The organism is Streptomyces sp. NPDC006602 (genome assembly GCF_042870385.1).
In the GTDB taxonomy this organism is placed as follows: Bacteria; Actinomycetota; Actinomycetes; order Streptomycetales; family Streptomycetaceae; genus Streptomyces.
Genome location: NZ_JBIAHG010000023.1, coordinates 39,595 through 62,616, shown reverse-complemented (window position 1 = coordinate 62,616; position 23,022 = coordinate 39,595). Strand labels below are relative to the sequence as shown.

Below are 23,022 nucleotides of genomic sequence, written 5' to 3'. Positions count from 1 at the left end.
CCCTCGCTGTCAGCCGCGCCGAACCGACTTGCCCCTCCCGACGCTTGGAAGCCCTACGAAACCAGAGCGCCGATTTCGAGTATCCGCCGATGCGACACTTCCCGGGCCGGAGGCACAGTCGGGCGCGATACCGAGGACGCAGACGCCTTGTCGGCCCGGCCCCGCACTGTCGGGACGGCTGGAGATTCCGAGGAGATTCTCGATGAAATTCGGTTTGTGCTACTTCCCCACGGACTACGGCATGGGGCCTGCCGAAGTAGCCGCGGCCGCCGAGGAACGCGGTTTTGAGTCGCTGTTCTTCTGCGAGCACACCCACATCCCGGCCAACAGGCGATCGCCGTACCCGCTCGGCGGCGAACTCCCCAAGGAGTACCTGCACACCTACGACCCCTTCGTCGCGTGCACCGCGGCCGCGGCGGCGACGAGCAGCCTGAAGATCGGCACCGGGATCTGCCTGGTGGTGCAGCGGGACCCGATCACGACGGCCAAGGAAGTGGCCAGCGTCGACCGCCTCAGCGGCGGCCGGTTCCTCTTCGGCGTGGGGGCCGGCTGGAACCGCGAGGAGATGGCCAACCACGGCACCGATCCGCGCACCAGGATGGCACTGATGACTGAGCGGCTCGCGGCGATGCGACAGATCTGGACCACCGACGACGCGGAGTACCACGGCAGGTTCGTGGACTTCGACCCGATCTGGTCGTACCCGAAGCCGCTTCAGTCGCCGTTGCCGGTGCTCGTCGGCGGGATGGGCCCGACTGTGGAGGACCGCATCCTGTCCGTCGGGGACGGCTGGCTGGCGGAGAGTGTGCCGCTTGAGGAACTCGACGAGTTCGCCGCTCGCGTGGCCAGGTTGCAGCAGCGTGCGGCCGAGGCCGGACGGGGCCGCATCCCGGTCACGATGTTCGACGCGCCCTCCGAAGCGGGCATGGCGGAGCGCTACGAGGCCGCTGGTGTCGACAGGTTCCTCTTCCAACTGCCCAACGGCGACACCTCGGAGGTCGCCAGGGACCTCGATCGGCTGGCGGACCGTATCCACTGACGCCGACGAACCTTTCCCCGATCCTCGCAGAACCAGGCGTGGGTCAAGCCCCGCACCATCACAGGAGAACCGGCATTGGCAGGTGCCGTGATCGAGTACGAGGTTCCCGTCCTCAAGCGCGACACGCGTCGTACTCACTCCAGACGTCTCCCGTCCCGCGGGCGAGGGGCCGTGGCCCGTGATCGTCGCCCGGACTCCCTATGACGTGAGGGCAAAGTCGGCGGGCGGGAGCCGGTGCTGATCAACCCGGTCGACGCGGGGGAGCGGGGCATCGCCTCGGGCGACGTGGGCCGGCTGTGGAATGCCAGGGGCGCCTGCCTCGCCGGAGCGGTCGTCACCGACGAAGTCCGCCCCGGCGTGGTCGTCCTGGCGACGGGTGCCTGGTTCGACCCCGAGGAGCCGGGCGTGTCCGGCTCACTGGAACGGCATGGCAACCCCAACGTCCTCACAGCCGACATCGGAACCTCACGGCTCGCAAGCCGGTCGTCGTCCACTTCCCGAGACGGTGCCCGTGCCCTCGCAGCGCGGGCAGGCGCCCTCGCTGTTGAACGCGTACGACTCCGCGCTCGGCGGCCCGAACACCACACCGCACTCCGGGCAGGTCAGCGGCAGTCCGGGGCGACGTCCATGGTCGGCTCCAGTCGGTGCCCGCCCGGGCACCGGTGTCGTCCGAGCCGCGAGTAGATCATCCGCAGGCCGTTGAGCAGCTCGGTCGAGGTGCCGAACGTGCTGCGCACGCCGGGAATATGCGGCCGCTGGCGCAGCGCGAGCGCCGCCGGGACGTGCTCGGCGCTGTCCACCGCCGCATGGGCGGCCTGGGCCAGGCGGCGGCGGGTGTAGGTGGACAGAGCCTCCAGGTACCGGCGGGAGCCTTCCGTGTAGAGCACGCCGAGCGACAGTGACGACTTCCCCGAACCGGACACCCCGGCGATCGCCACCAGCCGGCCCAGCGGCACTGTGACGTCGACGTCCCTGCGGTTGTGCACGCGCGCGCCGCGCACCTCGATCGCATTCGGCGCGGCGGGCTGCCGGGCGGTATCGCTGGCGTTCATGTCTCGGGTTCCTTTTGAAGGTCGTCATGAGGAGCCCCTGCCGGCGACACAAGGGGCACGCACGTGGCTTGGCGTCCCTTAAACCCTTCTGGTCAGGACGCGACCGCTTCTGTCGCGGTCTGAGCGAACGCCCAGTGGGAGTGAACGATGCGCCACTCGCCGTCGATCAGCCGGTAGGCCTCGGTGGCGTTCCACGCACGGAGCCGCTGCTCATTGCCGCTGTCGTCGAGCACGTACGTGTCGAGGTTGTAGGCCAGGACCGTGAAATCACCACTGTCGCTGACGTTCACGGCGGGGTTGAGGTACTCGTTCCGCACTATGTGCGGGTTCGAGTAGATCGACTCGATGTGAGCGATGACCGCGTCGCTACCCACGATCAGTTCCTTCAGAACCGGATCGAAGTAGCTGATCTCCTCGGCGTAGTTGTCGAGGTACCCGCGGTTGTCGCCGACGCTCCACCGCTCGTTGAAGGACTTCTCCAGCTCAAGAACGGTCTTGCCGATCTCTTCCTTGTTGACGCTCATTCCGTTTCCCTTCATGGACGCTGTGGCCGGCCGCATCGACGCGGCGCACGTGTTCATTCCCGGCGCCGAGCGGCGCCAACGGCCCGGCTGTGCGGGCCTCACCAGCAACTGTTCCCCAAGGCCGGGCAATTCGGGTCGTAGCCAACAGACATGAGGTGGTCAGCAGCGGACAGTGGAAAGCGGGCAAGGCCAAGCCATCCGTCTTCTCTTCGGGGGCGCACCCACCCTGCTGTACGGCCGGCAGATCACCCGAACCGGATTGAGCCGCCCTTCCTGCCGTCGTACTCGCCGGAGCTGGCCTGGCGAGCTACCTGCAGACGAAGAACGTCTGCATCGGGTTCGGGAACCGGTCATGAGATACCGCCCGCTCGGAGAGCGAGGCCCAACCGTCTCGGTGGTCGGGGTGGGCGGCAACAACTTCGGCGCCCGCCTCGACGAGGACGGCACGAAGGCCGTCGTCCACGCCGCCCTCGACGCGGGGATCACCCTGTTCGACACCGCCGACATATACGGCGGGTCCGGGGAACGGGGCGGCTCGCGCGGCGACGGTGAACGGCTGCTGGGCGCGGCCCTCAAGGGCAGACGTGACGAGGCCGTGCTGGCCACCAAGTTCGGCATGGAGATGGGCCGGGACGCGGACCTGTACGGTCCGCGCGGGGCCCGTGCCTACCTCCGGTACGCGGTGGAGGCGTCACTGCGCCGACTCGGCACCGACCGGATCGATCTGTACCAGTACCACGAGCCGGACGGCGTGACTCCGCTGGCAGAGACCGTCACTGCCCTGCGGGAGCTGGTGGACGAGGGCAAGATCCGGTACATCGGCTGCTCCAACCTGCCGGCCGACGACCTCACGGACGCCTTCGTGTCGGTCCAGGCCCGCTACCACCTGCTCGACCGCGCTGTGGAGAAGGACCTCGTCCCCGCCTGCATCACCCACGGCGTCGGCCTCCTGCCGTACTATCCGCTGGCCAACGGCCTGCTCAGCGGAAAGTACCGGCGCGGTGAGCAGCCCCCGCCCGGCAGCCGGCTGTCCTGGCGGCAGGGCTGGCTCACCGACGCGGCCCTCGACAGGGTCGAGGCGCTCACCGAGTACGGCGCCGACCGCGACCTGACCCTCCTCCAGGTCGCGGTCGGCGCTCTGGCGGCCCTGCCCGCCGTCGGCTCCGTCATCTGCGGCGCCATGACCCCCGAGCAGGTCACCGCCAACGCGGCGGCGGCCGACTGGACCCCGAGCCCGGCCGACCTGCCCGCACTGGACGTGATCGTCGCCCCCGGCGAACGCGTCGTCTGAAGCCCCACCCCACCCCCTGGATAATCCGGAACCCGCGAGACTGAGGCGACTACCATGCGAGAGATCGTCACCTTCGACGCCTACGCAACCCTGATCAACTTCGAGCTCGGCCCCACGACCCTGAAGGTCCTCGAGGACCGGCTGGACCTGGACAACCTGGACGTCGACGAGTTCCTCGACGACTTCCGCGTCATGCGCTTTCAGGCCGTCCTGGAGGCGTACCGCCCCTACCACGAGATACTGCACTCCAGCCTGCGCAACGCCATGCGCCTGCACGGCCTGGAGTACCGCGACTCCGACGGCGACGCCCTCGTCGAGGCCGTCCCCACCTTCGGCCCCTTCCCGGAGGTCCCGGACGCGCTGCGCGCCCTGAAGAGCAAGTACGAGATCGCCATCATCTCCAACAGCGACGACAACCTGATCGCGCGGAACGTCGAGAACATCGGCGTCGAGTTCGACTACGTCATCACCGCCCAGCAGGCCGGCGCCTACAAGCCGGACCGGCAGACCTTCGAGCATGCCTTCAAGACGATGGGCGTCGAGCCGTCGCAGGTCATCCACACCGCCCAGGGCTGGGAGTACGACCACATCCCCACCCGCGACCTCGGCCTGAAGCGCCGGGTGTGGATCAACCGCTACGGGCGCCCGGGCAGCGCCGACTACCAGCCGTACGACGAGCTGAGCGACCTGTCGGGTCTGCCGAAGCTCCTCGGCTGCTGAGGCTACGGCGCACCGGCGAAACAGGACTGAGAGACGCAGAGGACGCACGCCATGAAGCAGATCCCCTACTGGCTGGACACAGCCCCCGCCTTCCCCGACCGTTCCGGAAAGGACCTGCCCGACGAGGCGGACGTGGTGGTGATCGGCGGCGGCCTCACCGGCCTCTCCACCGCCTACCACACCGCCCGCAAGGGTGCCCGGACCGTCCTCGTCGAGAAGGACAAGGTCGGCTCGGGCGCCTCCGGGCGCAACGGCAGCATGTGCACCCAGGGCATCACCATCAGCCCCGCCGAGGCCCGCAAGCGCTTCGGGCAGGAGCGCGCCCGCGAGCTGTACGACGCCTTCCGCGAGGCGGTCGACGTCGTCGAGGAGCTCACGCGCACCGAGAACATCGACTGCGACTTCAACCGTTCCGGGCGCCTCGGCGCGGTCTGCAAGCCCGGGCACTTCGAGGGCCTGCGGGCCAAGCAGCGCGACCTGGCCGAGAACTTCGGCCACGAGACGGTCGTGCTGAGCAAGAGCGAACTGCGGGCCGAGCTCGGCACGGACTACTACCACGGCGCCCTGCTGGACCCGCTCAGCGCGGGCCTGCACGTGGGCAAGTTCGTCGGCGGCCTGGCAGACGCCGCCGAGCGGGCCGGCGCCGAGATCCACGAACGCAACGCGGCCACCGGCCTCACCCGCCTGCCCGGCGGCGGCTTCCTGGTCGAGACTCTGCACGGCACCATCCGTGCCAAGCAGGTCATGGCGGCGACGGACGCCTACACCGACAAGTCGATGCCGTGGTTCCGCAAGCGGCTGATCAATGTCGGCAGCTTCATCATCGTCACCGAGCCGCTGGGGGAGGCGCGCGCCAAGGAGCTCATCCCCAACGGCCGCCTGCTGGTCGCCCACAAGAACGTCGGCCACTACGTCCGCCTCACCCCCGACAACCGCCTCGCCTTCGGCGGCCGGGCCCGCTTCGCCCCCTCCAACCCGGCCTCCGACATCAAGAGCGGGGACGTCCTGAAGCGGGAGATGACCGAAATCTTCCCGCAGCTCGCCGGGGTGCGGATCGACTACGTGTGGGGCGGCATGGTCGGCTTTTCCTGGGACCGCATCCCGCACGCGGGTGAGGTCGACGGCCTGTACTACTCCATGGGTTACTGCGGCCACGGCGTCCAGATGGCCACCTACATGGGCCGGGCGGTCGCCGAGATGATGGACGGCAAGCCGGAGGCGAACCCGCTGCGCGGATTCGGCTTTCCGAAAGTCCCCGTCCCCTTCTACAACGGCACGCCCTGGTTCCTGCCGTTCGGTGGCGCCTACTACAAGGCGAAGGACAGGCTCTTCTGAGCCGATACCGACGGCGGTGAAGCCGCGGAGACCTCCCAGGCAGTGGTCCTGGGACGTCCCCGCGGCTTTCCGGTCTCGCGGCCTGTTGCCGCACCTCGCATACGCCCACGCCTGAACCGCGTCGAGAGAGGGTCCACTCCGCCATGACCGCCGCCGTCACCCGCAGTGAACACGACCTGCTCGGCGACCGTGACGTCCCCGCCGAGGCGTACTGGGGTGTCCACACCCTGCGTGCCACGGAGAACTTCCCCATCACCGGCACCCCGATCTCTGCCTACCCGCACCTGATCGACGCCCTGGCCGCCGTGAAGGAGGCCGCCGCCCTCGCGAATGAGGAGCTGGGTCTGCTGGAGCCGCGGAAGGCCGCCGCGATCGTCGAGGCCTGCCGGGAGATACGTGAGGGCAAGCTGCACGACCAGTTCGTCGTGGACGTGATCCAGGGCGGTGCCGGCACGTCGACGAACATGAACGCCAACGAGGTCGTCGCGAACCGGGCGTTGGAGTTGATTCAGCGCGGGAAGGCTCCTGCCGGGATGGGCCGACCCGGCGGCCGTCGCACGACGGTGTGAAGTGCGCCACCGTGGACACGGGTCGGGACGACAGCCGGTGGCTCCGATGGTATAGATGATGCATCAACTAGAAAAATTCGGATGTCAGGAGACTGCCGTGAATCCACCGACCACCGTGGAAGACGGCGTATCCCCGTCGCAGAAGACGACGGAGCGCACGGCCACAGGCGTCGTGCCGCTGTGGGAGGCGGCGAGCGCGAAGCGACTTGTGCTCGCCCCGTACCCCTTCGTGTCCGGCACCCACAGTTCGGCCGTCGCTTCCAGAGGGATACGGTGAGTTCCGCTGCCGGCTGCGCCCAGCGCATGCGCCGCGCACCGCGCGAGACGGTCTTCCGTTTCGCCACGGCACGAGAGGCGACGGTGCGTCGGCGTCTGCGGCGCTGCGCGACGGGCGCGACGGTGACCGTGCTCGTCTACGCCGCCCTGTTGGTGTGGCCCGCGGGGAACGAAGGGCTCTTCGAGGCGAGTTGGGTTCGGTTCGGCGCGGAACACCTGCGCACCCCGGCCGCCGCCGCGGCAGAGCGCCTGGCGGCCTTCGGTCAGGACACGGCGCGGACCCTGACCCCGCTCTACGCCGTAGCCCTCTGGCCCTTGGGGGCGCTGGCCCTGCTGTGGCTCGCCCGTCGGCACCCGGTGGTCTATGTGCGCGGCGCCTTCGCGGTGCTGTTGTCCGGCGCGGCCGGGCTGACCGTCCTCGCCGTGGAGCAGGGGCTGCCCGGGCACGAGACATCCCTTGTTCATGACTACCTGGCGCTGCCCGGGGTGCGGGCCGGCTGGTACGTGCTGATGGCGCTCGCCGTGCTGACCACCGCCACGAGAGCGTGGATACGGGCAGCTGCCCTGGTGATCGCGCTGGTCGTGGACGCGGCGACGGTGACGACCGTGCACCAACACCTGCTCGGCGGGCTGCTGGCGGCGGCTGTACCTCTGATCGCCTGGTACACCGCCGGCCGGCTCCGGCTCCGGACGCGACTGCAGCGAGCGGACCCACAGCCATGAACGTCAACGCCCTGATCGAAGCGGCCGGATGGTGGTCGTACATAGTCGTGTTCGCTGTGACGGTCGGTGAGACCGGCGCCTTCGTCGGGCTGCTGCTCTGCTTTGGGAAGTGTTTCGGGCTACTCGGTCGTCCCCGGGTCGATCAGTTCGGCCAGATGCAGGCGCTGTCTGTCGGGATCGAGTTGCCTGACCTGCATGGAGCAGCTGAACCCGTCCGCCAGGACCGGGGTGTCCCGTCCGGTCCTCGCGAGGGCGGGTGCGAGAGCCTGCTGGGCGACCTTCATGGAGATGTCGTAGTGCTCGGCCTCGAAGCCGAAATTGCCCGCGACGCCGCAGCATCCCGTGGCCTCGACGACGTTGGCCACGCCCAGTGCCGCCAGCGCCTTGCCCTGGACGGCGGCACCGAACGTCGAGTACTCGTGGCAGTGGGTCTGCACGGTCACCGTCGAGGGCACCGCCGGAGGCCGCCAGCCGCCGTCGACCCATTCCTTGACGGCTTCGGCGAAGCTGCGGACCCGGGAGGACACCCGCTCGGCCGCCGCCGTGCCCAGGAGCTCGGGGCCCTCCTTCCTGAGGGCGGCCGCGCAGCTCGGTTCGACCACGACGATGGGCGTGTCCGTGCCGTCGTCGAGCTTCGCGACGGCCTTGGACAGAGCCTTCTTGGCGGTGTCGAGCTGGCCCGTCGAGATCCAGGTCAGCCCGCAGCACGCGTCGGTCTCGCAGGAGACCTGACGGCCGGTGTCGGTCACGACCCGCGCCGCGGCACCGGCCACCTCCGGCCGGAAGCCCTTGGTGAACGAGTCGACGAACAGGACGACATCGACGGGCCCTGCGGCGCCGTCGAAGGGTTCCAGCTGCTTGCGGAGGCTGCGCCGCGACGCGAACCGGGGCAGGGCCCGCTGGGTCGTCAGGCCGCCGATCCTCGCCGCGACTCTGCCCACCGGCGTGGCGAGCAGCGCGTTGACGAGCGGGCTGACGTACGCGGTGAGCTTGAGCCAGCGCGGCAGCCAGCCCATCGAGAAGTGGGACATGGGCCGCCTGCGACCCGCGTAGTAGTGCGAGAAGAACTCGGACTTGTACGTGGCCATGTCCACGCCCGCGGGGCAGTCGTGCGAACACGCCTTGCAGGCCAGGCACAGGTCGAGAGCCGCGCGGGCGTCCTCCGACTGCCAGCCCTCGTCGATGCTGTGCGCGCCCCGCACCATGTCCTGGAGCACGCGCGAACGGCCGCGGGTCGAGTCCTTCTCGTCACCGGTGGCCCGGAAGCTCGGGCACATCACGCCGCCGGAGTCCGAACGGCACCGTCCCACGCCGATGCACGACTGCACGGCGTGCACCCACGGATCCGTCCCCGCCTCGCGGGCGTCGACGGGACTGAGCGCGAAGTGGGTGCGCCACTCGCGATCGGGGACACCGGCGAGCGCGAGGTTCGCGTCGATCAGGTCCGGCTGGGTGATCGAGCCCGGGTTGAGCAGCGCCGAGCCGTCCCAGCTGCGGCGGTAGGCCGCGAAGGCGGTGAGCACCGCCGGGCTGTACATGACCGGGAGGAACTCCGACCGGGCCCGTCCGTCGCCGTGTTCCCCGGAGAGCGAGCCTCCGTGCCGGACGACCAGTGCGGCGGCTGCCGCCGTGAAGTCCCGGAACACCTTTCGGCCCGCGTCGGTGCGGAGGTCGTAGGTGATGCGGATGTGCATGCACCCGGCCCCGAAGTGGCCATACATGATGCCGGTGAGTCCGTGCTCGTCGAGCAGCAGACGGAAGTCGGCCAGGTAGTCGGCGAGATGTTCGGGGGCGACGGCGGAGTCCTCCCAGCCGGGCCAGGACTCCGCGCCGGACGCCGGTCGCGAGGACAGGCCGGCGCCGTCCTCGCGGACCCGCCACAGCGACGCCCGCTCGTCGGGGTCGGGAACCGCGCGACCGTCCACCAGGCGCCCGTCGGCCTTCAGCCGCTCGAGCAGCCGTACGGCATCGGCGGCCACCTCCTCCGGCCGCTCCCCGTCGAGGTCGACGTAGAGGAACGCCTTGCCCCGCGGCATGCCCAGGACCGAGTCGGCGCCGCGGCGCAGCCGCATCGTGTCCACGATGACCTCGTCGATGCCCTCCACGGCAGCGGGGGAGAACTCCAGGATGGTCGTGATGTCCCGCGCGGCATCGACGACATCCGCGTAGCCCAGGCACACGAGGAGCGCGCTCGGAGCCTTCGGTACGAGCCTCATCCGCGCCCGCACCACGATGGCGCACGTGCCCTCCGAACCGACGAGGGCGCGGGCGACGTGGAAGCCCTTCTCGGGCAGCAGGTGCGAGAGGTGGTAGCCGGACACCTGCCGCTGGATGCGCCCCAACTCGGTGCGGAACGGTACGAGGTTGGCCCGGGCGAGATCCTTGAGCTGCTCGCCGAGCTCGAATGCTCTGGCCACCGAGTGCGCGTCTTCGGGGTCGGTCGCGCGCAGTCCGCCGGCGAACGCCGTGAGCCGTGCGCCGTCCGAGGTGACGACATCCAGCTCGATCACGTGCTCCGAGGTCCGCCCGTACCGCACGGAGTGATTTCCGCACGCGTCGTTCCCGATCGCGCCGCCGACGGTGGCCCGGGTCTTCGACGAGGGGTCGGGGGCGAAGGTCAGCGCACCGTCCGTGGCCCGCTCCGCCTCGCGGCTGAGCACCGCCAACACGACACCGGGATCGACATCGGCCGTGCCCGAGGCTTCGTCGATCGCGTGGATCCGGTTCATGTGGCGGGAGAAGTCCAGTACCACGCCCGGGCCGATCGCGTTCCCCGCCATCGACGTCCCGCCGCCCCGGCCGACCACCGGCGTGCCGGTCGCGGCACAGGCCCGCACGACCGCGGTGACGTCATCGACGCTTCGCGGGAAGACGACCGCCACGGGCGGTACGCGGTAGTTGGACGCGTCGTAGGCATAGGCGGCGAGCCGGAGCCCCGAGGCCTCCACGGACACGCCGGCGGCCTCGATCCTCGACAGGACGTCCATGGGGGCAGTCACGTCAGAGCCCGTCCTTTCTGTCCGCGGGGCCGCAGCGGACGCCGGTCGTCGCGCGACCGAACCCACTGATGGTCACTCGCCGGAAGGCTAACCGAGGCCGTCACGCGCCCCCTCTCGGAAAAGGCACCAGCCGTCGGACGGGCCCTCGGCATTTCTCCAATGCCGCCTGGGCTCCCTGCCGACCCAGGCCGTTTCTGATGGCTCTTGCTCGGCTGCCGGGCCGACCCGTCGGCGCCACGTGAACCGCCTCGTGTGGCGCCGACCGCCTCAGCAGGCGCACCTACGTCGGCCCGTCGGCGGGTTCAAGAGCCGTCAGAAGCGCCCTAGCGGTCAAGCCAGCGCTGCAGCGCCTCGAGCGCGTTGTTCGGATGTGTGTTGAAGCTCAACCGGATGCCCGGCTGGAGGTCGATGAGCACATTGACGATCCGCTCGAACAGGACGGTGTTCTCCGGGACATTCCGAATGCCGCCGCCGATGAGCGCCACCCCGAACGAGCGCCCGTCGAACTTCCGGCGCAGCTCGGCCTCAGCCTCGTCGACGTCCATGCCGATTTCGCACATCTCGCCGTCGATGCCTGCGGCCTGCAGATCCGCCCAGCCGCGCTCGATCTGGGCGGCCAGCTCCTCGACCGTCGAAAACTGCGGCGGCGGATGCGCGTCCCCGTGCGTGTACGGCCCGCGCTGCACCAGCTTGTTCGCCTCGATCTGGTCCCGGAAGACGGCGACCACCGCACCAGGCTCCAGACCGAGCCCGACGGCCCGAGCGGCGACGTCATCGAGGATGGGCGACGGCGGGCAGCAGCGCGGCGGATGCGGCGACCAACACGGACCGCGTACGTCGGATTCGCACAGGGCCGGTGCTGCCGGTGAGAACTCCAAATCCTTCACCTGGACCGCCGCCGCCGAGATCCTCGCCAAGGTCCGACTCGTCCAGACCAGCGTGAAGAAGCTCGTCAGCGACACATCGAAGAACGCACTCAGAATCACAAGACACTGGGTGTCAGGTCGCGCAGCAGCTTCCGCGGCGGAGGATCGAACCGACCGCGTGCCAGTGCTCGCTGTCGCTGTCCGCCCGGTCGGCGGTGAGGCGGTGGGGGCCGACCACGTTCTCCTGACGGTGAATGATGCCGTCGCGCATCACCCAGGAGACGCGCGTCAGGTCGGTGAAATCCTGGAAGGGGTTGCCGTCGATCACGGTGAGGTCGGCGAGTTTGCCGGGTTCCGCGGTGCCCAGATCGTCCTCGGCTCCGAACATCCGGGCGGGCGTGACGGTGACGGTACGCAGAGCCTGCGCGGGGGACAGACCGCCGTACTGGTGGAGGGCGCGCAGGCCGAGGTGGAGTTGGAGACCGACGGGAGTGTTCGGGGAGTCGGTCCCCGTGACGAGGGTGCCGCCCTCGGCGATGATCCGCCGGTAGGTGGCCATTTCGAGCCGCAGTTGACGCAGCACCTCCTCGGTGGGCGGGGCCTTGGACAGCGCGTTCACGGTGGCGGTGTCCCAGGGGGGCATGAGGGTGGTCACCCGTGGGTCGTCGGCCAGGGCCGGGTCCGCGCCCAGCAGGAAGAGGGCGTTGAAGGGTGTGATGATGAGCCCGAAGCTGCCATCGCGGTAGATCTCGTGGACGTCCCCGTAGGTGTGCATGGTCGGGGACGCGGAGCGGCCGTACTCCTGACGCTCGGTCGCCGTCAGATGGGTCGTCAGGTCCTGGCCGACCTGGATGCCGGGTGTCAGCAGGTGGCCTCCGACGGGGACACCGAGCTCGTGGGCCGTCCGGGTCGCCTCCTTCATCATCGAGGCGGGGGCACGGACGTAGGTCTTGACGAAGTCGTAGTCGAGCGCGACGGCACGTTCGAGGGTGCGCCGGAGGCCGTCGGATGTGCTGTGGGCACGGCCTATGTTGAATCCGACCCGGCTTCCGTCGATGAGTTCGCCGGTGGTGAGCAGCCGCGGGCCGGTGAGGGCACCCGCGTCGGTGGCTTCGCGGAGGCGGGCCCCTTCGTAGGCGAAGCCGCCCAGGGAGACGTTGGTGGTGACGCCGTAGGCGAGCATCAGGCTGGTCTGTCGACCGCCGTAGATGTTCGGGAACGGGTGGGTGTGGGAGTCCCACAGGCCGGGGAGGACGGTGGATCCGGAGGCGTCGATCCGACGCTCTCCCGCTCTCCCGGCACCGGATCGGTGCGCTTCGACGGCTGTGATGCGGTTGCCGGTGATGACGATGTCGACGTCCTCGCGGACGGCCTCTCCGGTGCCGTCCCACAGCCGTCCGGCGTGTACCCGGACCACGTCGGTGCGGGGCGGCAGGCGGCGGGCTGCGGTCAGGGTGTTCGGGAGGGTGCGGCGGCCGGTACCGTCCCGGTTGATCAGCCGCAGCCGGCCGCCGGAGAGGTAGAGCAGGTGGTGGGAGTCGCCGGACCACGACGGGTGGTCGGCCGGCTCGTCGGTGATCTGCTGCGGCCGGCCGGTCGGGGTGCCGTCCGGGCCGACGGGCAGGACCCACAGCGCGGACTCCATGACCAGAGCCAGCCACGCTCCGTCGGGCGACCAGACCGGTCCGCTGTCGCAGCGGTCGGACACCGAGGTGTGGGGCAGCGGCAGGAAGGCTTTGGAACCGCCGTCCCGGGTGTCGATCACCCGGATCACGTTGTACCCGTTTTGGTACCGCTGGTTGAGCTGGTTGCGGTCGCACATGGCGATGTACCGGCCATCCGGGGACCAACTGGGACGGCCCGGCAGGCCGTCGCCGACGAGGGGCGCGGCGAGCTTGGTCTCACCACCGGACGCGACGTCGACGACGAGGAGATTGCCGGTGACATCGTGGCAGGCGAGCCGGGCGCCGTCGGGAGAGAGGGCCGGGTTGAGTCGGCCACCGGTGGCCAGGACCGTGACCTCACCGGTGTCCGGTGAGAGCCGGTGGACGGCGGCCAGACCGTCGCCGCCGGCGTCTCCGTCGTACGAGTAGACGACGCTCCTGCCGTCCCGGGCCCAGGAGGGCATCTGCACGTACCGCGAGGGGTCCGCCTGGAACAGCTTGCGGGGCCGCGCGCCGACGGGCATCAGCCACAGGGCGTTCAGGGCTGCGAAAACGACTGATCCACCGTCGGGTGAGAGCGCCGGGAGGTGGATGCCGCGCGCCGGCACGGGTGCGGTGGAGTCGAAGTCGCGTACCTTGCGGCGGTACTCGGGCGGCGTCACGTCCAGCGAGGCGGTGAACGGGATCTCTCCGGTCGGCTCCAGGGAGGGGCTCAGTGCCTTGATCCGGCCGTCGGCGAAGTAGAGCAGGCCGCCATCCGGCGTCCAGCAGGGCGGGAGCGGCGAGACGTCCTCGGTGCCCGAAACCGTACGGCCGTCCACGACCAGGGCAGACGTCCCCGCGAAGAACCCGGACCCGCCGTAGGTCCACACGTGGGCCACGCGGCCGTCCTTGGAGACGGCGGGACACAGCGGAGCGCCGGTGTCCACGGCGCGTACCGTGGTCACCTCGCCGCCGGCGGCCGGTACCGAGACGATGGTCCGTCCTGAGGCGCTCGCGCGTACGAACAGGATACGGTCGCCGTCCGGGTGCCAGGCGGGGTCGTAGTCCTCGAAGTCCGGCTGACTGGTCAGGCGGGTCAGCTCGCCGGTCGCCACGCCGAGGGTCCAGATGTCGTACGAACTGCCCCGCACCGCGTCCCCGCCGCGCTCGGAGGCGAAGGCGATCCGCGTGCCGTCCGGCGACCAGGACACGCCCCGGTCGTCCCAGGGACCGGAGGTGAGCCGGCGCAGGTTCGAACCGTCAGGGGCCATCGTCCACAGGTGGAATCCGCCGCCCTTGTAGGAGCAGAAGGCAACCGCCGAGCCGTCCGGCGACCAGGCGGGACGGGTCGGCTCCATCCCGGGATCGGTCAGCGCGGTCGCCGTTCCCCCGCTCCGTGGCAACGCCCACAGCACGCCCTGCACCTCGATGACGAGCCGGTCGCCGTCGGGTGAGACGGTCACGGAGGCATTGGTGCCTGTGGTGAACGTCAGCGTCCGGGTGTCCGGGCCGCCTGCCGCGGATGCGTCCGGCGCAGGGGTTGAGGGTGAGGCGGCCGCCGCCGGCGACGCCGAGAACGGAACGAGTGCGGTGCCGACACCGCCCAGGGCCGCCGCGCCCAGGAGACCCCGCCGGGTGACGCCTGCGGGGAGCCGCCTCGCGGAGGTCGCGTCGGATGCGGCGGAGAGGTGTGCGGGTGCGTCGGCCCCCGGGGTGGCCAAGTGCTCGTCGGACGGCTCGCCGGGGAAGCCCTGCTTGACTGTGTTCATGAAGAAAGCTCCGGTGCTGGGGGCATCTGGCATCCGCAGGAGCCGCAGCTCGGCCACCGGTCCGCGTCGGACCGCCGGGCGCGGGCCTGTGCCGTCGACGCGTCCGGGACTCCCCTGAGTTTTCAAGTGCACGCTAGGGCATGGTTGACATATCATCAACCTTGGTAACGTAAAGGAAGTTACTCGCGGGGCGCGGGTGCTCCTGCTCGCCGGCGCCGGCGCGCGTCCCAGTCCGTCCGACGCCCCGGTGATCAGGACGTGTGCCGCGTCTCGGCTCCTCGCTTGTCGAGGGGTGGCGACGGGCGCCGCTCGGGTTGCCCGGATGAGTGAAGTGCCGACCGTGTGGTCCTTGCTCACCGCCGCAGACGTCCTTGGCCCAGTCGCGTGGTGTGGGAGGCGATGGTGACGATCGCCTCTGGATCAGCCGCCCGAGGGTGAGGTGAGAACGCCGAGCTGGACCAGGACCGAGGCGGTGTCGTCGAAGGGCCACTCCTCGCTGATCTTCCCGTCGGTGATCCGCCAGATGGTCCCGGACTCCCAGCTCAGTTGTTTGCCGTCGGCGGGTATGCCCAGCAGGGAGCCACGCACCGTCGCGGTCACGAAGTACCGCACCGTGACGAGATCACCTTCGGCGAGGATATCGAGCTCCTCGGCGTTCAGATTGGGCATCGATTCGATCCACGAACCGATCAAGCCCACCAGGCCCTCCACCCCGGAAACGGTCCCCATGAAGCCGCCGTGCCAGACGAAGTCCGGCGTCACGAACTTGACCGCCAGCTCAGGCTGGTGACCGTTGAACACCTGCGCCGCGTAGTCCCGCACGAGCTGCTTGTTGGCATCTGTGCTCTGCCGGTGGTGCTTGGGGGCCGTGGCGGCGTGGCCGGTTGTAGCCCCGGCGACCGACGCGGCGCTGACGGCGGCGCCGGTACCGAGGAGTGAACGACGACTGACCATGACTTCCTCCTGATGCCGCACATGAAGTGACGCACAGTGCGTCACTCACAGTGAGTTTGTTGCGGCAGCAACAAACTAGCCCCGCGTAGTTGTTACGTCAACCTCTTCTGAGGTTTCCGTAAGATGAGACGGTGACTGAGCTGCCGGACCGAACAACACCCCTCGATGCCGACGAAGAGGCCGCCTGGCGGGCCTTCGCCCGGGCCGTGCTGGTCGTGCCACGGGTCCTGGAGGCCGATCTGCTGGCCGGGTGCGCGCTGAGCCTGGTCGAGTACATCGTCCTGGTGAACCTCTCCGAGGCTCCCGGACGGGCCATGCGCATGAACGAACTCGCCGCCGAGTCGGTCCTCTCCACCAGCGGCACGACCCGCCTGGTCGAACGGATGGCCCGGCAGGGACTTGTGGAGCGCCGGCCCGCCGAGACCGACGGCCGCGGGCTCATGGCCGTCCTCACCGATGCCGGACTGCGTCGGCTCGAGGAGGCATACCCGCACGCGTTGGCCAGCGTGCGCAGCAACGTCATGGACCACCTCGCCGGCCTCGACCTCGCCGCGTTCGCCCGCGCGGTCGGCAGCTTCGCCGCAGACCGGGAACAACCGACCGCCCGCGGCCGCCGCCCCACCTGTCAGCAAGGTTGACGCCCGAGGCGTTGGCGGCCAGTTCCGGCAGGACAGTTCGTTCGTGCCGGCAGCCGGTGCCGCCGACGATGCCCAGGGCCCCGCAGGTCGTCCCCCACGACCATGTGCGGGCAGGTGCACAGCTACGTCACCGCAGGACCCGGGCCTCAAACCCGGCTGCCCGGCCGCCCCCGCTTCCACCTTGCCTTCACCATGTCACACAGGTTCGGCCGTGGTGCCGCGCAGGACGAGGCGTGGGGTGAGGACGACCTCGCGGGGTTCGGTGCGGTCCCGGTCGAGGCGCTCGACCGCGGCGGTCACCGCGTGCCGGGCCTGTTCCTGGGCGCTCTGGCTGACGGTGGTCAGGTTGAAGCAGCTCAGCCGGGAGAGCGTGTCGTCGTCGTAGCCGACGACGGAGACCCGGCCCGGGACGGCGACGCCGGCACGGGTCAGGGCGGCCAGCACACCGATGGCGGACTGGTCGTTGAACGCGACGACCGCGGTGGGCAGTTGGGGGCCGTGGAGGAGGTGGCGGGCGGCGTGCTCGCCGGCCGCCTCGGTCTGGTCTCCGGTGAGAACCCGGATGTGCTCGCCCAGTTGGTGGCGGCGCATGGCGGTGCGGTAGCCGCGGCGCCGGTCGGTGGCGATGACGCCCTTGCCGCCGTCGACGTAGACGATCTCGCGGTGACCGAGACCGACGAGATGGTCGACGATCTGGCCCACGCCGACGTCGTCCGCGGTGCGTACGACGTCCAGGGCGGCGTCGGCGATGCGGCGGCCGACGGCGATGACGGGTGTTTTGTTGTCGAGGGCGGCGAGCGTGTCGGCGGGTGAGGTCGGGCCGAGCAGGATCAGCGCCTCGCTGCGGAAGGCCAGCAGTGTCTCCACCGCGGTCTGTTCGTCACGGGTGCGGGTGAGCGTGCTCAGGACGAGGTCGTAGCCGACCTCCTCGGCCGCGGTGTGCAGGTGCTCGACCAGTTCGGCATGGAACGGGCTGCGGATGTCGACCATGACACCGAGCAGCCGACTGCGCCTGCTGGCCAGCGTGCTGGCGGTGCGGTCCACCTGGTAACCGAGGTCGGCAGCCGCCTTGAGGACACGCTGCCGGGTCCGCTCGCTGGGGCCGGACACGCCGCGCAGCACCAGGGACACCGACGCCGTGGACACGCCCACCCGCGCGGCCACGTCCTCCAACCGCGGACGCTTGTGCCCGCCGTTGCGGTGACGCATGGAACCACTGTCGTCCACTTGTACCTCCGCGCGGCAAATCTCCTCGTGCAACACCCTTGACACGATCGTGAAACAAGGCCGATAGTACCAGGACTTAAAGCGCTTTAAATTGTCCTGATGTTCTGAAGAACTCAGCCAGTGAGCCCGAGGCCTTACAACGGCCTCGGCACCTGGACATCGGCCTCCTCGCTCCACCACCTGCTCCGAGGCCTTGATCGCCACTCCTCTCCAGCGGCCCACCCGAAATCCGCGGATCCCCCTCTCCCCTCCATGCACAGTCCTCTCCCCTCCATGCACAGTGAGGTGCAGCCCATGACCCGCACACCGCTTCCCCGCTCGCGCAGAATCGTCCCCGCAGTGGCCGTGGCCGCCGCGGCCGCCCTGACCCTCGCGGGCTGTTCCAGCAGCTCGGGCGGGAAGAAGGCCGAGGAGAGCGCCGGCAACGTCTCCGCCGGCAAGGCCTCCACACCGCGCATGACGATCGCGATGGTCACCCACGCGCCCTCCGGCGACACCTTCTGGGACACCATCCGCAAGGGCGCCGAAGCCGCCGCGGCGAAGGACAACGTCAAGCTGATCTACTCCAACGACGAGACCGCCGGCGACCAGGCCAACCTGGTGCAGAACGCGATCGACCAGAAGGTCGACGGCATCGCGGTCACGCTCGCCAAGCCCGACGCCCTGAAGGCCGTCGTCGCCAAGGCCGAGAAGGCCGGCATCCCCGTTGTCGGCCTCAACGCGGGCCTGGGCGTCTGGAAGCAGCAGGGCCTGCTGTCGTTCTTCGGCCAGGACGAGTCCGTCTCCGGCGAGGCCCTCGGCTCCAAGCTCAACGGCACCGGCGCCAAGCACGCCCTGTGCGTGATCCAGGCCCAGGGCGACGTCAACCTCCAAGAGCGCTGCGACGGCGTGAAGAAGACCTTCAGCGGCAAGACGGACATCCTCTACGTCAACGGCACGGACATGCCGTCGGTGAAGTCGACCATCACGGCCAAGCTGAAGCAGGACTCCTCGATCGACGAGGTCGTCACCCTCGGCGCGCCCATCGCGCTGACCGCCACGCAGTCGGTCTCCGAGTCGGGCAGCAAGGCGAAGGTCGCGACCTTCGACCTGAACAAGGCCCTGGTGTCCGCCATCGAGAAGGACACCATCCAGTTCGCGGTCGACCAGCAGCCCTTCCTGCAGGGCTACCTGGCGGTCGACTCCCTCTGGCTCTACAAGACCAACGGCAACTTCAGCGGCGGCGGTCAGCAGCCCGTGCTGACCGGCCCGGCCTTCGTCGACAAGTCCAACGTCGACGCCGTCGCCGAGTTCGCCGCCAAGGGAACCCGGTGATCAGTATGACCCAACAGGCTGCGCCGGCGGTGACCACACCGCCGGCCTCCGGCCCGAAGCAGACCGACGGCCGGACCGCTGAACGTCCCCTGGCCCTACGTCTGTTGGCCCGCCCCGAGATAGGCGTCTTCCTCGGCGCCCTCGCGGTATGGGTGTTCTTCCTGGTGGCCGCTCCGCCGGTGCGCGACGGCGACTCGATGGCGAACATCCTGTACCAGTCCTCCACCATCGGGATCATGGCGCTGCCGGTCGCTCTGCTGATGATCGGCGGGGAGTTCGACCTGTCGGCCGGTGTCGGAGTCATCACCTCGGCACTGACCGCGGCCATGCTCAGCTACCAGCTGACCACGAACGTCTGGGTCGGCGTGTTCGCCGCCCTGCTCGTCTCGCTGGGGGTCGGCTTCTTCAACGGCTGGCTGCTGGTGAAGACCGGCCTGCCCAGCTTCCTGGTCACCCTGGGCACCTTCCTGATCCTGCAGGGCGCCAACCTCGCGATCACCAAGCTGGTCACCGGCAACGTCGCCACCGACGACATCAGCGACATGGAGGGCTTCGACCAGGCCCGGGAGGTCTTCGCCTCGTCCTTCGCGGTGGGCGGCGTCCAGGTGAAGATCACCGTCGTGTGGTGGCTGGTGTTCGCCGCGATCGCGACCTGGGTGCTGCTGCGCACCAAGTACGGCAACTGGATCTTCGCGGTGGGCGGCAACAAGGACTCCGCGCGGGCCGTCGGCGTGCCGGTGACCTTCACCAAGATCTCCCTGTTCATGCTGGTCGGCCTCGGCGCCTGGTTCGTCGGCATGCACCAGCTGTTCTCCTTCAACACCGTCCAGTCCGGCGAGGGCGTGGGCCAGGAGCTCATCTACATCGCCGCGGCGGTGATCGGCGGCTGTCTGCTGACCGGCGGCTACGGTTCCGCGATCGGACCGGTCTTCGGCGCCTTCATGTTCGGCATGGTCCAGCAGGGCATCGTCTACGCCGGCTGGAACCCCGACTGGTTCAAGGCCTTCCTCGGCGTGATGCTCCTCGGCGCCACGCTCATCAATCTGTGGGTCAGCCGCGCGGCGACCCGGAGGTGACCCACCCCATGACAACGACCCACGACGACACCCTCACCAAGGACACGGAAGCCCAGGACGACGCCCCGGTCGTCGAGCTGAAGGCCGCGGGCAAGGCCTACGGCAACATCCGCGCCCTGCACGGGGTGAGCCTGACCGTCCACCCGGGCAAGGTCACGTGCGTGCTGGGCGACAACGGCGCCGGCAAGTCCACCCTCATCAAGATCATCTCCGGGCTGCACCAGCACACCGCGGGCGAGTTCCTCGTCGACGGCCGGGCGGTGCGCTTCTCCACCCCGCGCGACGCCCTCGACAAGGGCATCGCCACCGTCTACCAGGACCTGGCGACCGTCCCGCTGATGCCGGTGTGGCGCAACTTCTTCCTCGGCTCCGAGATGACCCGGGGCCCCTGGCCCGTCCGCCGTCTCGACATCGAGAAGATGAAGAAGACCGCCGACACCGAACTGCGCAACATGGGCATCGTCCTGGACGACCTGGAACAGCCCATCGGCACCCTGTCCGGCGGGCAGCGGCAGTGCGTGGCCATCGCCCGTGCCGTCTACTTCGGCGCCCGGGTGCTGATCCTGGACGAGCCGACGGCGGCGCTGGGTGTGAAGCAGTCGGGTGTGGTGCTGAAGTACATCGCCGCCGCCCGCGACCGCGGCCTCGGCGTCATCTTCATCACCCACAACCCGCACCACGCCTACATGGTCGGCGACCACTTCAGCGTGCTGCGCCTGGGGACCATGGAACTGTCCGCCGAGCGCAGTCGGATCACGCTCGATGAACTGACCAACCACATGGCCGGCGGCGCCGAACTCGCCGCACTCAAGCACGAGTTGTCCCAGGTCCGCGGCGTCGACGTCGAGGAACTTCCGGAAGCGGAAGACCTCACCGCACCCGTGGCGGCCTCGTCCGAGGTCTCACCTGACTGACAACGGCGTCGCCGCACGCGTACGGCGACCGCGACACTCCGTCCCCGCCAACCTGATCCGAAGGCATTTCCCCATGAAGATCGCCCTCGACCCGTACATGATCCGTCACGTGCCCCTCCTCGAACTGCCTTCAGTGGTAGCCGAGTTGGGCTACGAGTGGATCGAGCTGTCTCCCCGGGAGGACTTCATCCCCTTCTTCCGCCATCCGCGCGTGGACGACGCGACGGTGCGAAAGTTCCGCAAGGCGCTGGAGGCGGCGGGTGTCGGCATCTCCTCACTGCTGCCGCTGTTCCGCTGGTCCGGCCCGGACGAGGACGCCCGGCAGGCCGCCGTACGGTACTGGAAGCGCTCGATCCAGATCGCCGCCGACCTCGGCGTGGACAGCATGATCTCGGAGTTCAACGGGCGTCCGGAGGATCCCGATCGCAGTGAGGCGCAGTTCTGGAAGTCGCTGGACGATCTGCTGCCGGCGTTCGAGCGAGAGGGCGTCAAGCTGGCGCTGGAGCCGCACCCGGACGACTTCATCGAGAACGGCTACGACGCGATCAACCTGATCCGGGGCATCAACAACCCCAACGTCACGTTCCTCTACTGTGCCCCGCACACCTTCCACATCGGCAACGACGCCCCCGGCATCATCAAGTACGCGGGCGACCTGCTCACCCACGTCCACCTGGCCGACGCGTTCGACCACACGGCGTCCTCGGGCAACCGCTACATCCTCAACCCGCCCGGCACGGCGGCCCGTATCCACCAGCACCTCGACATGGGACAGGGCGAGGTGGACTTCGGCGAGCTCTTCCGTGAGCTGCGCGCGAACGGCTTCGACGGCACCCTCACCGCCTGCGTGTTCGCCTGGGAAGAACGCGCCAAAGAGTCCTCGGTGTTCATGCGCAAGAAGATCGACGAGTACCTGAACACCTGACCGTGGCGGGTCGTGGCCCCGCCGACGGAGGTCTCGTCGGCGAGGCCATGTATTGCTCTAACAACCTATTGACATGACATTTGACGACGGGGCATCGTACTTCCAGGAGCATTTTTAAAGCGCTTTAACTCCATCACTCCCCGGAGTCTCCGGAGCGAAGGGAAACCAGAGAAATGCCGTTCGAAGTACTGACCATCGGCCGGGTCGGAGTGGATGTCTATCCGCTCCAGACGGGTGTGGGACTGGCGGAGGTCACCTCGTTCGGCAAGTACCTGGGAGGCAGCCCGACGAACGTGGCCGTGGCAGCCGCCCGCTACGGCCACTCCGCCGCCGTGATCACCAAGACCGGCCGCGACCCGTTCGGCGACTTCGTCCGGCAGGCTCTGGAGGGTTACGGCGTCGACGCCCGCTTCGTGGGTACGTCCGACATCGCGCCGACGCCGGTGACGTTCTGCGAGATCTTCCCGCCGGACGACTTCCCGCTGTACTTCTACCGCCTGCCGAAGGCGCCCGACCTGGACATCGAGGCCGGTGAGCTGGACCTGGACGCGGTGCGGGACGCGCGGATCTTCTGGGTGACCGGGACCGGGCTGAGCGAGGAGCCGAGCCGCTCGGCCACGCTGGCGGCGTTGGCGCACCGGGCGAAGGCCGGGGCGACGGTCTTCGACCTGGACTGGCGGCCGGTGTTTTGGAATGACCCAGCCTGGGCCGACTCCGGTCAGGCGCGTGGGTTGTACGCCGAGGCGCTGCGCCACACGACGGTGGCGGTGGGCAATCTCGACGAGTGCGAGGTGGCCACCGGTGAGCGTGAGCCGTACGCCGCCGCCAAGGCGCTGCTTGCCGCCGGGGTGGAGCTGGCCGTGGTCAAGCAGGGGCCGAAGGGTGTGCTGGCGATCGCCCGGGACGGCGCTGCCGTCGAGATTCCCCCGGTGCCGGTGGACGTGGTCAACGGGCTCGGCGCCGGGGATGCCTTCGGCGGCGCCCTGTGCCACGGGCTGCTGTCCGGCTGGGACACCCGGCGCACGGTGACCTTCGCCAACGCCGCCGGTGCCGTCGTCGCAGGCCGGCTGTCCTGCTCCGACGCCATGCCGACCGAGGCCGAGGTCGACGCCAAGCTCCGCGAGGCCTCACCCGCCTCCACCTCCGTAGAACGAAAGGCGTGACG

General features: G+C 69.4%; 19 protein-coding genes and 2 pseudogenes. 14 read left to right on the top strand and 7 right to left on the bottom strand.

Going from position 1 to position 23,022, the window contains the following annotated elements; translation table 11 throughout:
* Positions 1-202 precede the first annotated feature (202 nt).
* Together ACFYO2_RS36785 and ACFYO2_RS36780 are read left to right on the top strand one after the other, a co-directional pair.
* Positions 203-1,039, top strand: a complete 837-nt coding sequence (locus ACFYO2_RS36785) for an LLM class F420-dependent oxidoreductase (RefSeq protein ID WP_388358216.1) — start codon at positions 203-205, stop codon at positions 1,037-1,039.
* 225 nt (positions 1,040-1,264) lie between these two features.
* A pseudogene (locus ACFYO2_RS36780) lies at positions 1,265-1,723 on the top strand (molybdopterin dinucleotide binding domain-containing protein); the annotation flags it as partial.
* Here the strand turns inward: ACFYO2_RS36780 and ACFYO2_RS36775 are convergent.
* A complete protein-coding gene (locus ACFYO2_RS36775) occupies positions 1,642-2,091 on the bottom strand; it encodes a hypothetical protein (protein ID WP_388358213.1) in 450 nt (149 codons plus the stop codon). The pseudogene ACFYO2_RS36780 and the gene ACFYO2_RS36775 overlap by 82 nt on opposite strands.
* A 92-nt stretch (positions 2,092-2,183) precedes the next feature.
* The gene (locus ACFYO2_RS36770; protein ID WP_388358210.1) at positions 2,184-2,615 is read right to left on the bottom strand and encodes a YybH family protein; all 432 of its coding nucleotides are present in this window, start codon (positions 2,613-2,615) and stop codon (positions 2,184-2,186) included.
* Between the two features lie 352 nt (positions 2,616-2,967).
* On the opposite strand from ACFYO2_RS36770, the gene ACFYO2_RS36765 reads away from it, so the two are divergent.
* The 6 genes and pseudogenes from ACFYO2_RS36765 to ACFYO2_RS36740 all read left to right on the top strand — a co-directional run bounded on the left by ACFYO2_RS36765 (position 2,968) and on the right by ACFYO2_RS36740 (position 7,529).
* Positions 2,968-3,906 carry an aldo/keto reductase gene (locus ACFYO2_RS36765; protein ID WP_388358207.1) on the top strand — a complete coding sequence of 313 codons (939 nt, stop codon included), beginning with the start codon at positions 2,968-2,970 and terminating at the stop codon, positions 3,904-3,906.
* A gap of 54 nt (positions 3,907-3,960) precedes the next feature.
* Entirely contained in the window at positions 3,961-4,626 is a 666-nt protein-coding gene (locus tag ACFYO2_RS36760; protein ID WP_388358205.1) for a haloacid dehalogenase type II, read from the top strand.
* 51 nt (positions 4,627-4,677) lie between these two features.
* On the top strand, positions 4,678-5,961 hold the full coding sequence (locus tag ACFYO2_RS36755) for an NAD(P)/FAD-dependent oxidoreductase (RefSeq protein ID WP_388358202.1): 1,284 nt from the start codon (positions 4,678-4,680) through the stop codon (positions 5,959-5,961).
* Between the two features lie 143 nt (positions 5,962-6,104).
* Positions 6,105-6,482, top strand: a pseudogene (locus ACFYO2_RS36750) (lyase family protein); the annotation flags it as partial.
* A 145-nt stretch (positions 6,483-6,627) separates the two neighbouring features.
* Positions 6,628-6,807 carry a hypothetical protein gene (locus tag ACFYO2_RS36745; protein WP_388358199.1) on the top strand — a complete coding sequence of 60 codons (180 nt, stop codon included), beginning with the start codon at positions 6,628-6,630 and terminating at the stop codon, positions 6,805-6,807.
* A complete protein-coding gene (locus ACFYO2_RS36740) occupies positions 6,804-7,529 on the top strand; it encodes a hypothetical protein (RefSeq protein ID WP_388358198.1) in 726 nt (241 codons plus the stop codon). Before ACFYO2_RS36745 ends, ACFYO2_RS36740 begins: the two co-directional genes overlap by 4 nt.
* A 119-nt stretch (positions 7,530-7,648) precedes the next feature.
* Here ACFYO2_RS36740 and ACFYO2_RS36735 read toward each other — a convergent pair whose 3' ends face one another.
* The 4 genes from ACFYO2_RS36735 to ACFYO2_RS36720 all read right to left on the bottom strand — a co-directional run bounded on the left by ACFYO2_RS36735 (position 7,649) and on the right by ACFYO2_RS36720 (position 15,763).
* Positions 7,649-10,528 carry an FAD-binding and (Fe-S)-binding domain-containing protein gene (locus tag ACFYO2_RS36735; protein WP_388358195.1) on the bottom strand — a complete coding sequence of 960 codons (2,880 nt, stop codon included), beginning with the start codon at positions 10,526-10,528 and terminating at the stop codon, positions 7,649-7,651.
* Between the two features lie 323 nt (positions 10,529-10,851).
* Positions 10,852-11,514, bottom strand: a complete 663-nt coding sequence (locus tag ACFYO2_RS36730) for a hypothetical protein (protein ID WP_388358193.1) — start codon at positions 11,512-11,514, stop codon at positions 10,852-10,854.
* Between the two features lie 13 nt (positions 11,515-11,527).
* Positions 11,528-14,809, bottom strand: a complete 3,282-nt coding sequence (locus tag ACFYO2_RS36725; protein ID WP_388358190.1) for an amidohydrolase family protein — start codon at positions 14,807-14,809, stop codon at positions 11,528-11,530.
* A gap of 420 nt (positions 14,810-15,229) precedes the next feature.
* Positions 15,230-15,763 (bottom strand): ester cyclase, encoded by a 534-nt coding sequence (locus ACFYO2_RS36720; protein WP_388358187.1) that lies wholly within the window; start codon positions 15,761-15,763, stop codon positions 15,230-15,232.
* Positions 15,764-15,894: 131 nt separating this feature from the next.
* Here ACFYO2_RS36720 and ACFYO2_RS36715 point away from each other — a divergent pair, with 131 nt between their 5' ends.
* Positions 15,895-16,401 carry a MarR family winged helix-turn-helix transcriptional regulator gene (locus tag ACFYO2_RS36715; protein WP_388358185.1) on the top strand — a complete coding sequence of 169 codons (507 nt, stop codon included), beginning with the start codon at positions 15,895-15,897 and terminating at the stop codon, positions 16,399-16,401.
* A 195-nt stretch (positions 16,402-16,596) separates the two neighbouring features.
* Here the strand turns inward: ACFYO2_RS36715 and ACFYO2_RS36710 are convergent, their stop codons facing one another.
* Entirely contained in the window at positions 16,597-17,610 is a 1,014-nt protein-coding gene (locus ACFYO2_RS36710) for a LacI family DNA-binding transcriptional regulator (protein ID WP_388358182.1), read from the bottom strand.
* A 312-nt stretch (positions 17,611-17,922) separates the two neighbouring features.
* Between ACFYO2_RS36710 and ACFYO2_RS36705 the strand changes: the two genes are divergently transcribed.
* From ACFYO2_RS36705 to iolC, 5 genes are all read left to right on the top strand, one after another.
* Positions 17,923-18,942 (top strand): sugar ABC transporter substrate-binding protein, encoded by a 1,020-nt coding sequence (locus tag ACFYO2_RS36705; protein WP_388358179.1) that lies wholly within the window; start codon positions 17,923-17,925, stop codon positions 18,940-18,942.
* The gene (locus ACFYO2_RS36700; RefSeq protein WP_388358392.1) at positions 18,942-20,018 is read left to right on the top strand and encodes an ABC transporter permease; all 1,077 of its coding nucleotides are present in this window, start codon (positions 18,942-18,944) and stop codon (positions 20,016-20,018) included. Before ACFYO2_RS36705 ends, ACFYO2_RS36700 begins: the two co-directional genes overlap by 1 nt.
* A gap of 8 nt (positions 20,019-20,026) precedes the next feature.
* On the top strand, positions 20,027-20,932 hold the full coding sequence (locus ACFYO2_RS36695) for an ATP-binding cassette domain-containing protein (RefSeq protein ID WP_388358176.1): 906 nt from the start codon (positions 20,027-20,029) through the stop codon (positions 20,930-20,932).
* Between the two features lie 73 nt (positions 20,933-21,005).
* Positions 21,006-21,857 carry a sugar phosphate isomerase/epimerase family protein gene (locus tag ACFYO2_RS36690; protein ID WP_388358173.1) on the top strand — a complete coding sequence of 284 codons (852 nt, stop codon included), beginning with the start codon at positions 21,006-21,008 and terminating at the stop codon, positions 21,855-21,857.
* Between the two features lie 173 nt (positions 21,858-22,030).
* Entirely contained in the window at positions 22,031-23,020 is a 990-nt protein-coding gene (gene iolC, locus ACFYO2_RS36685; protein ID WP_388358171.1) for a 5-dehydro-2-deoxygluconokinase, read from the top strand.
* Positions 23,021-23,022: the final 2 nt, after the last annotated feature.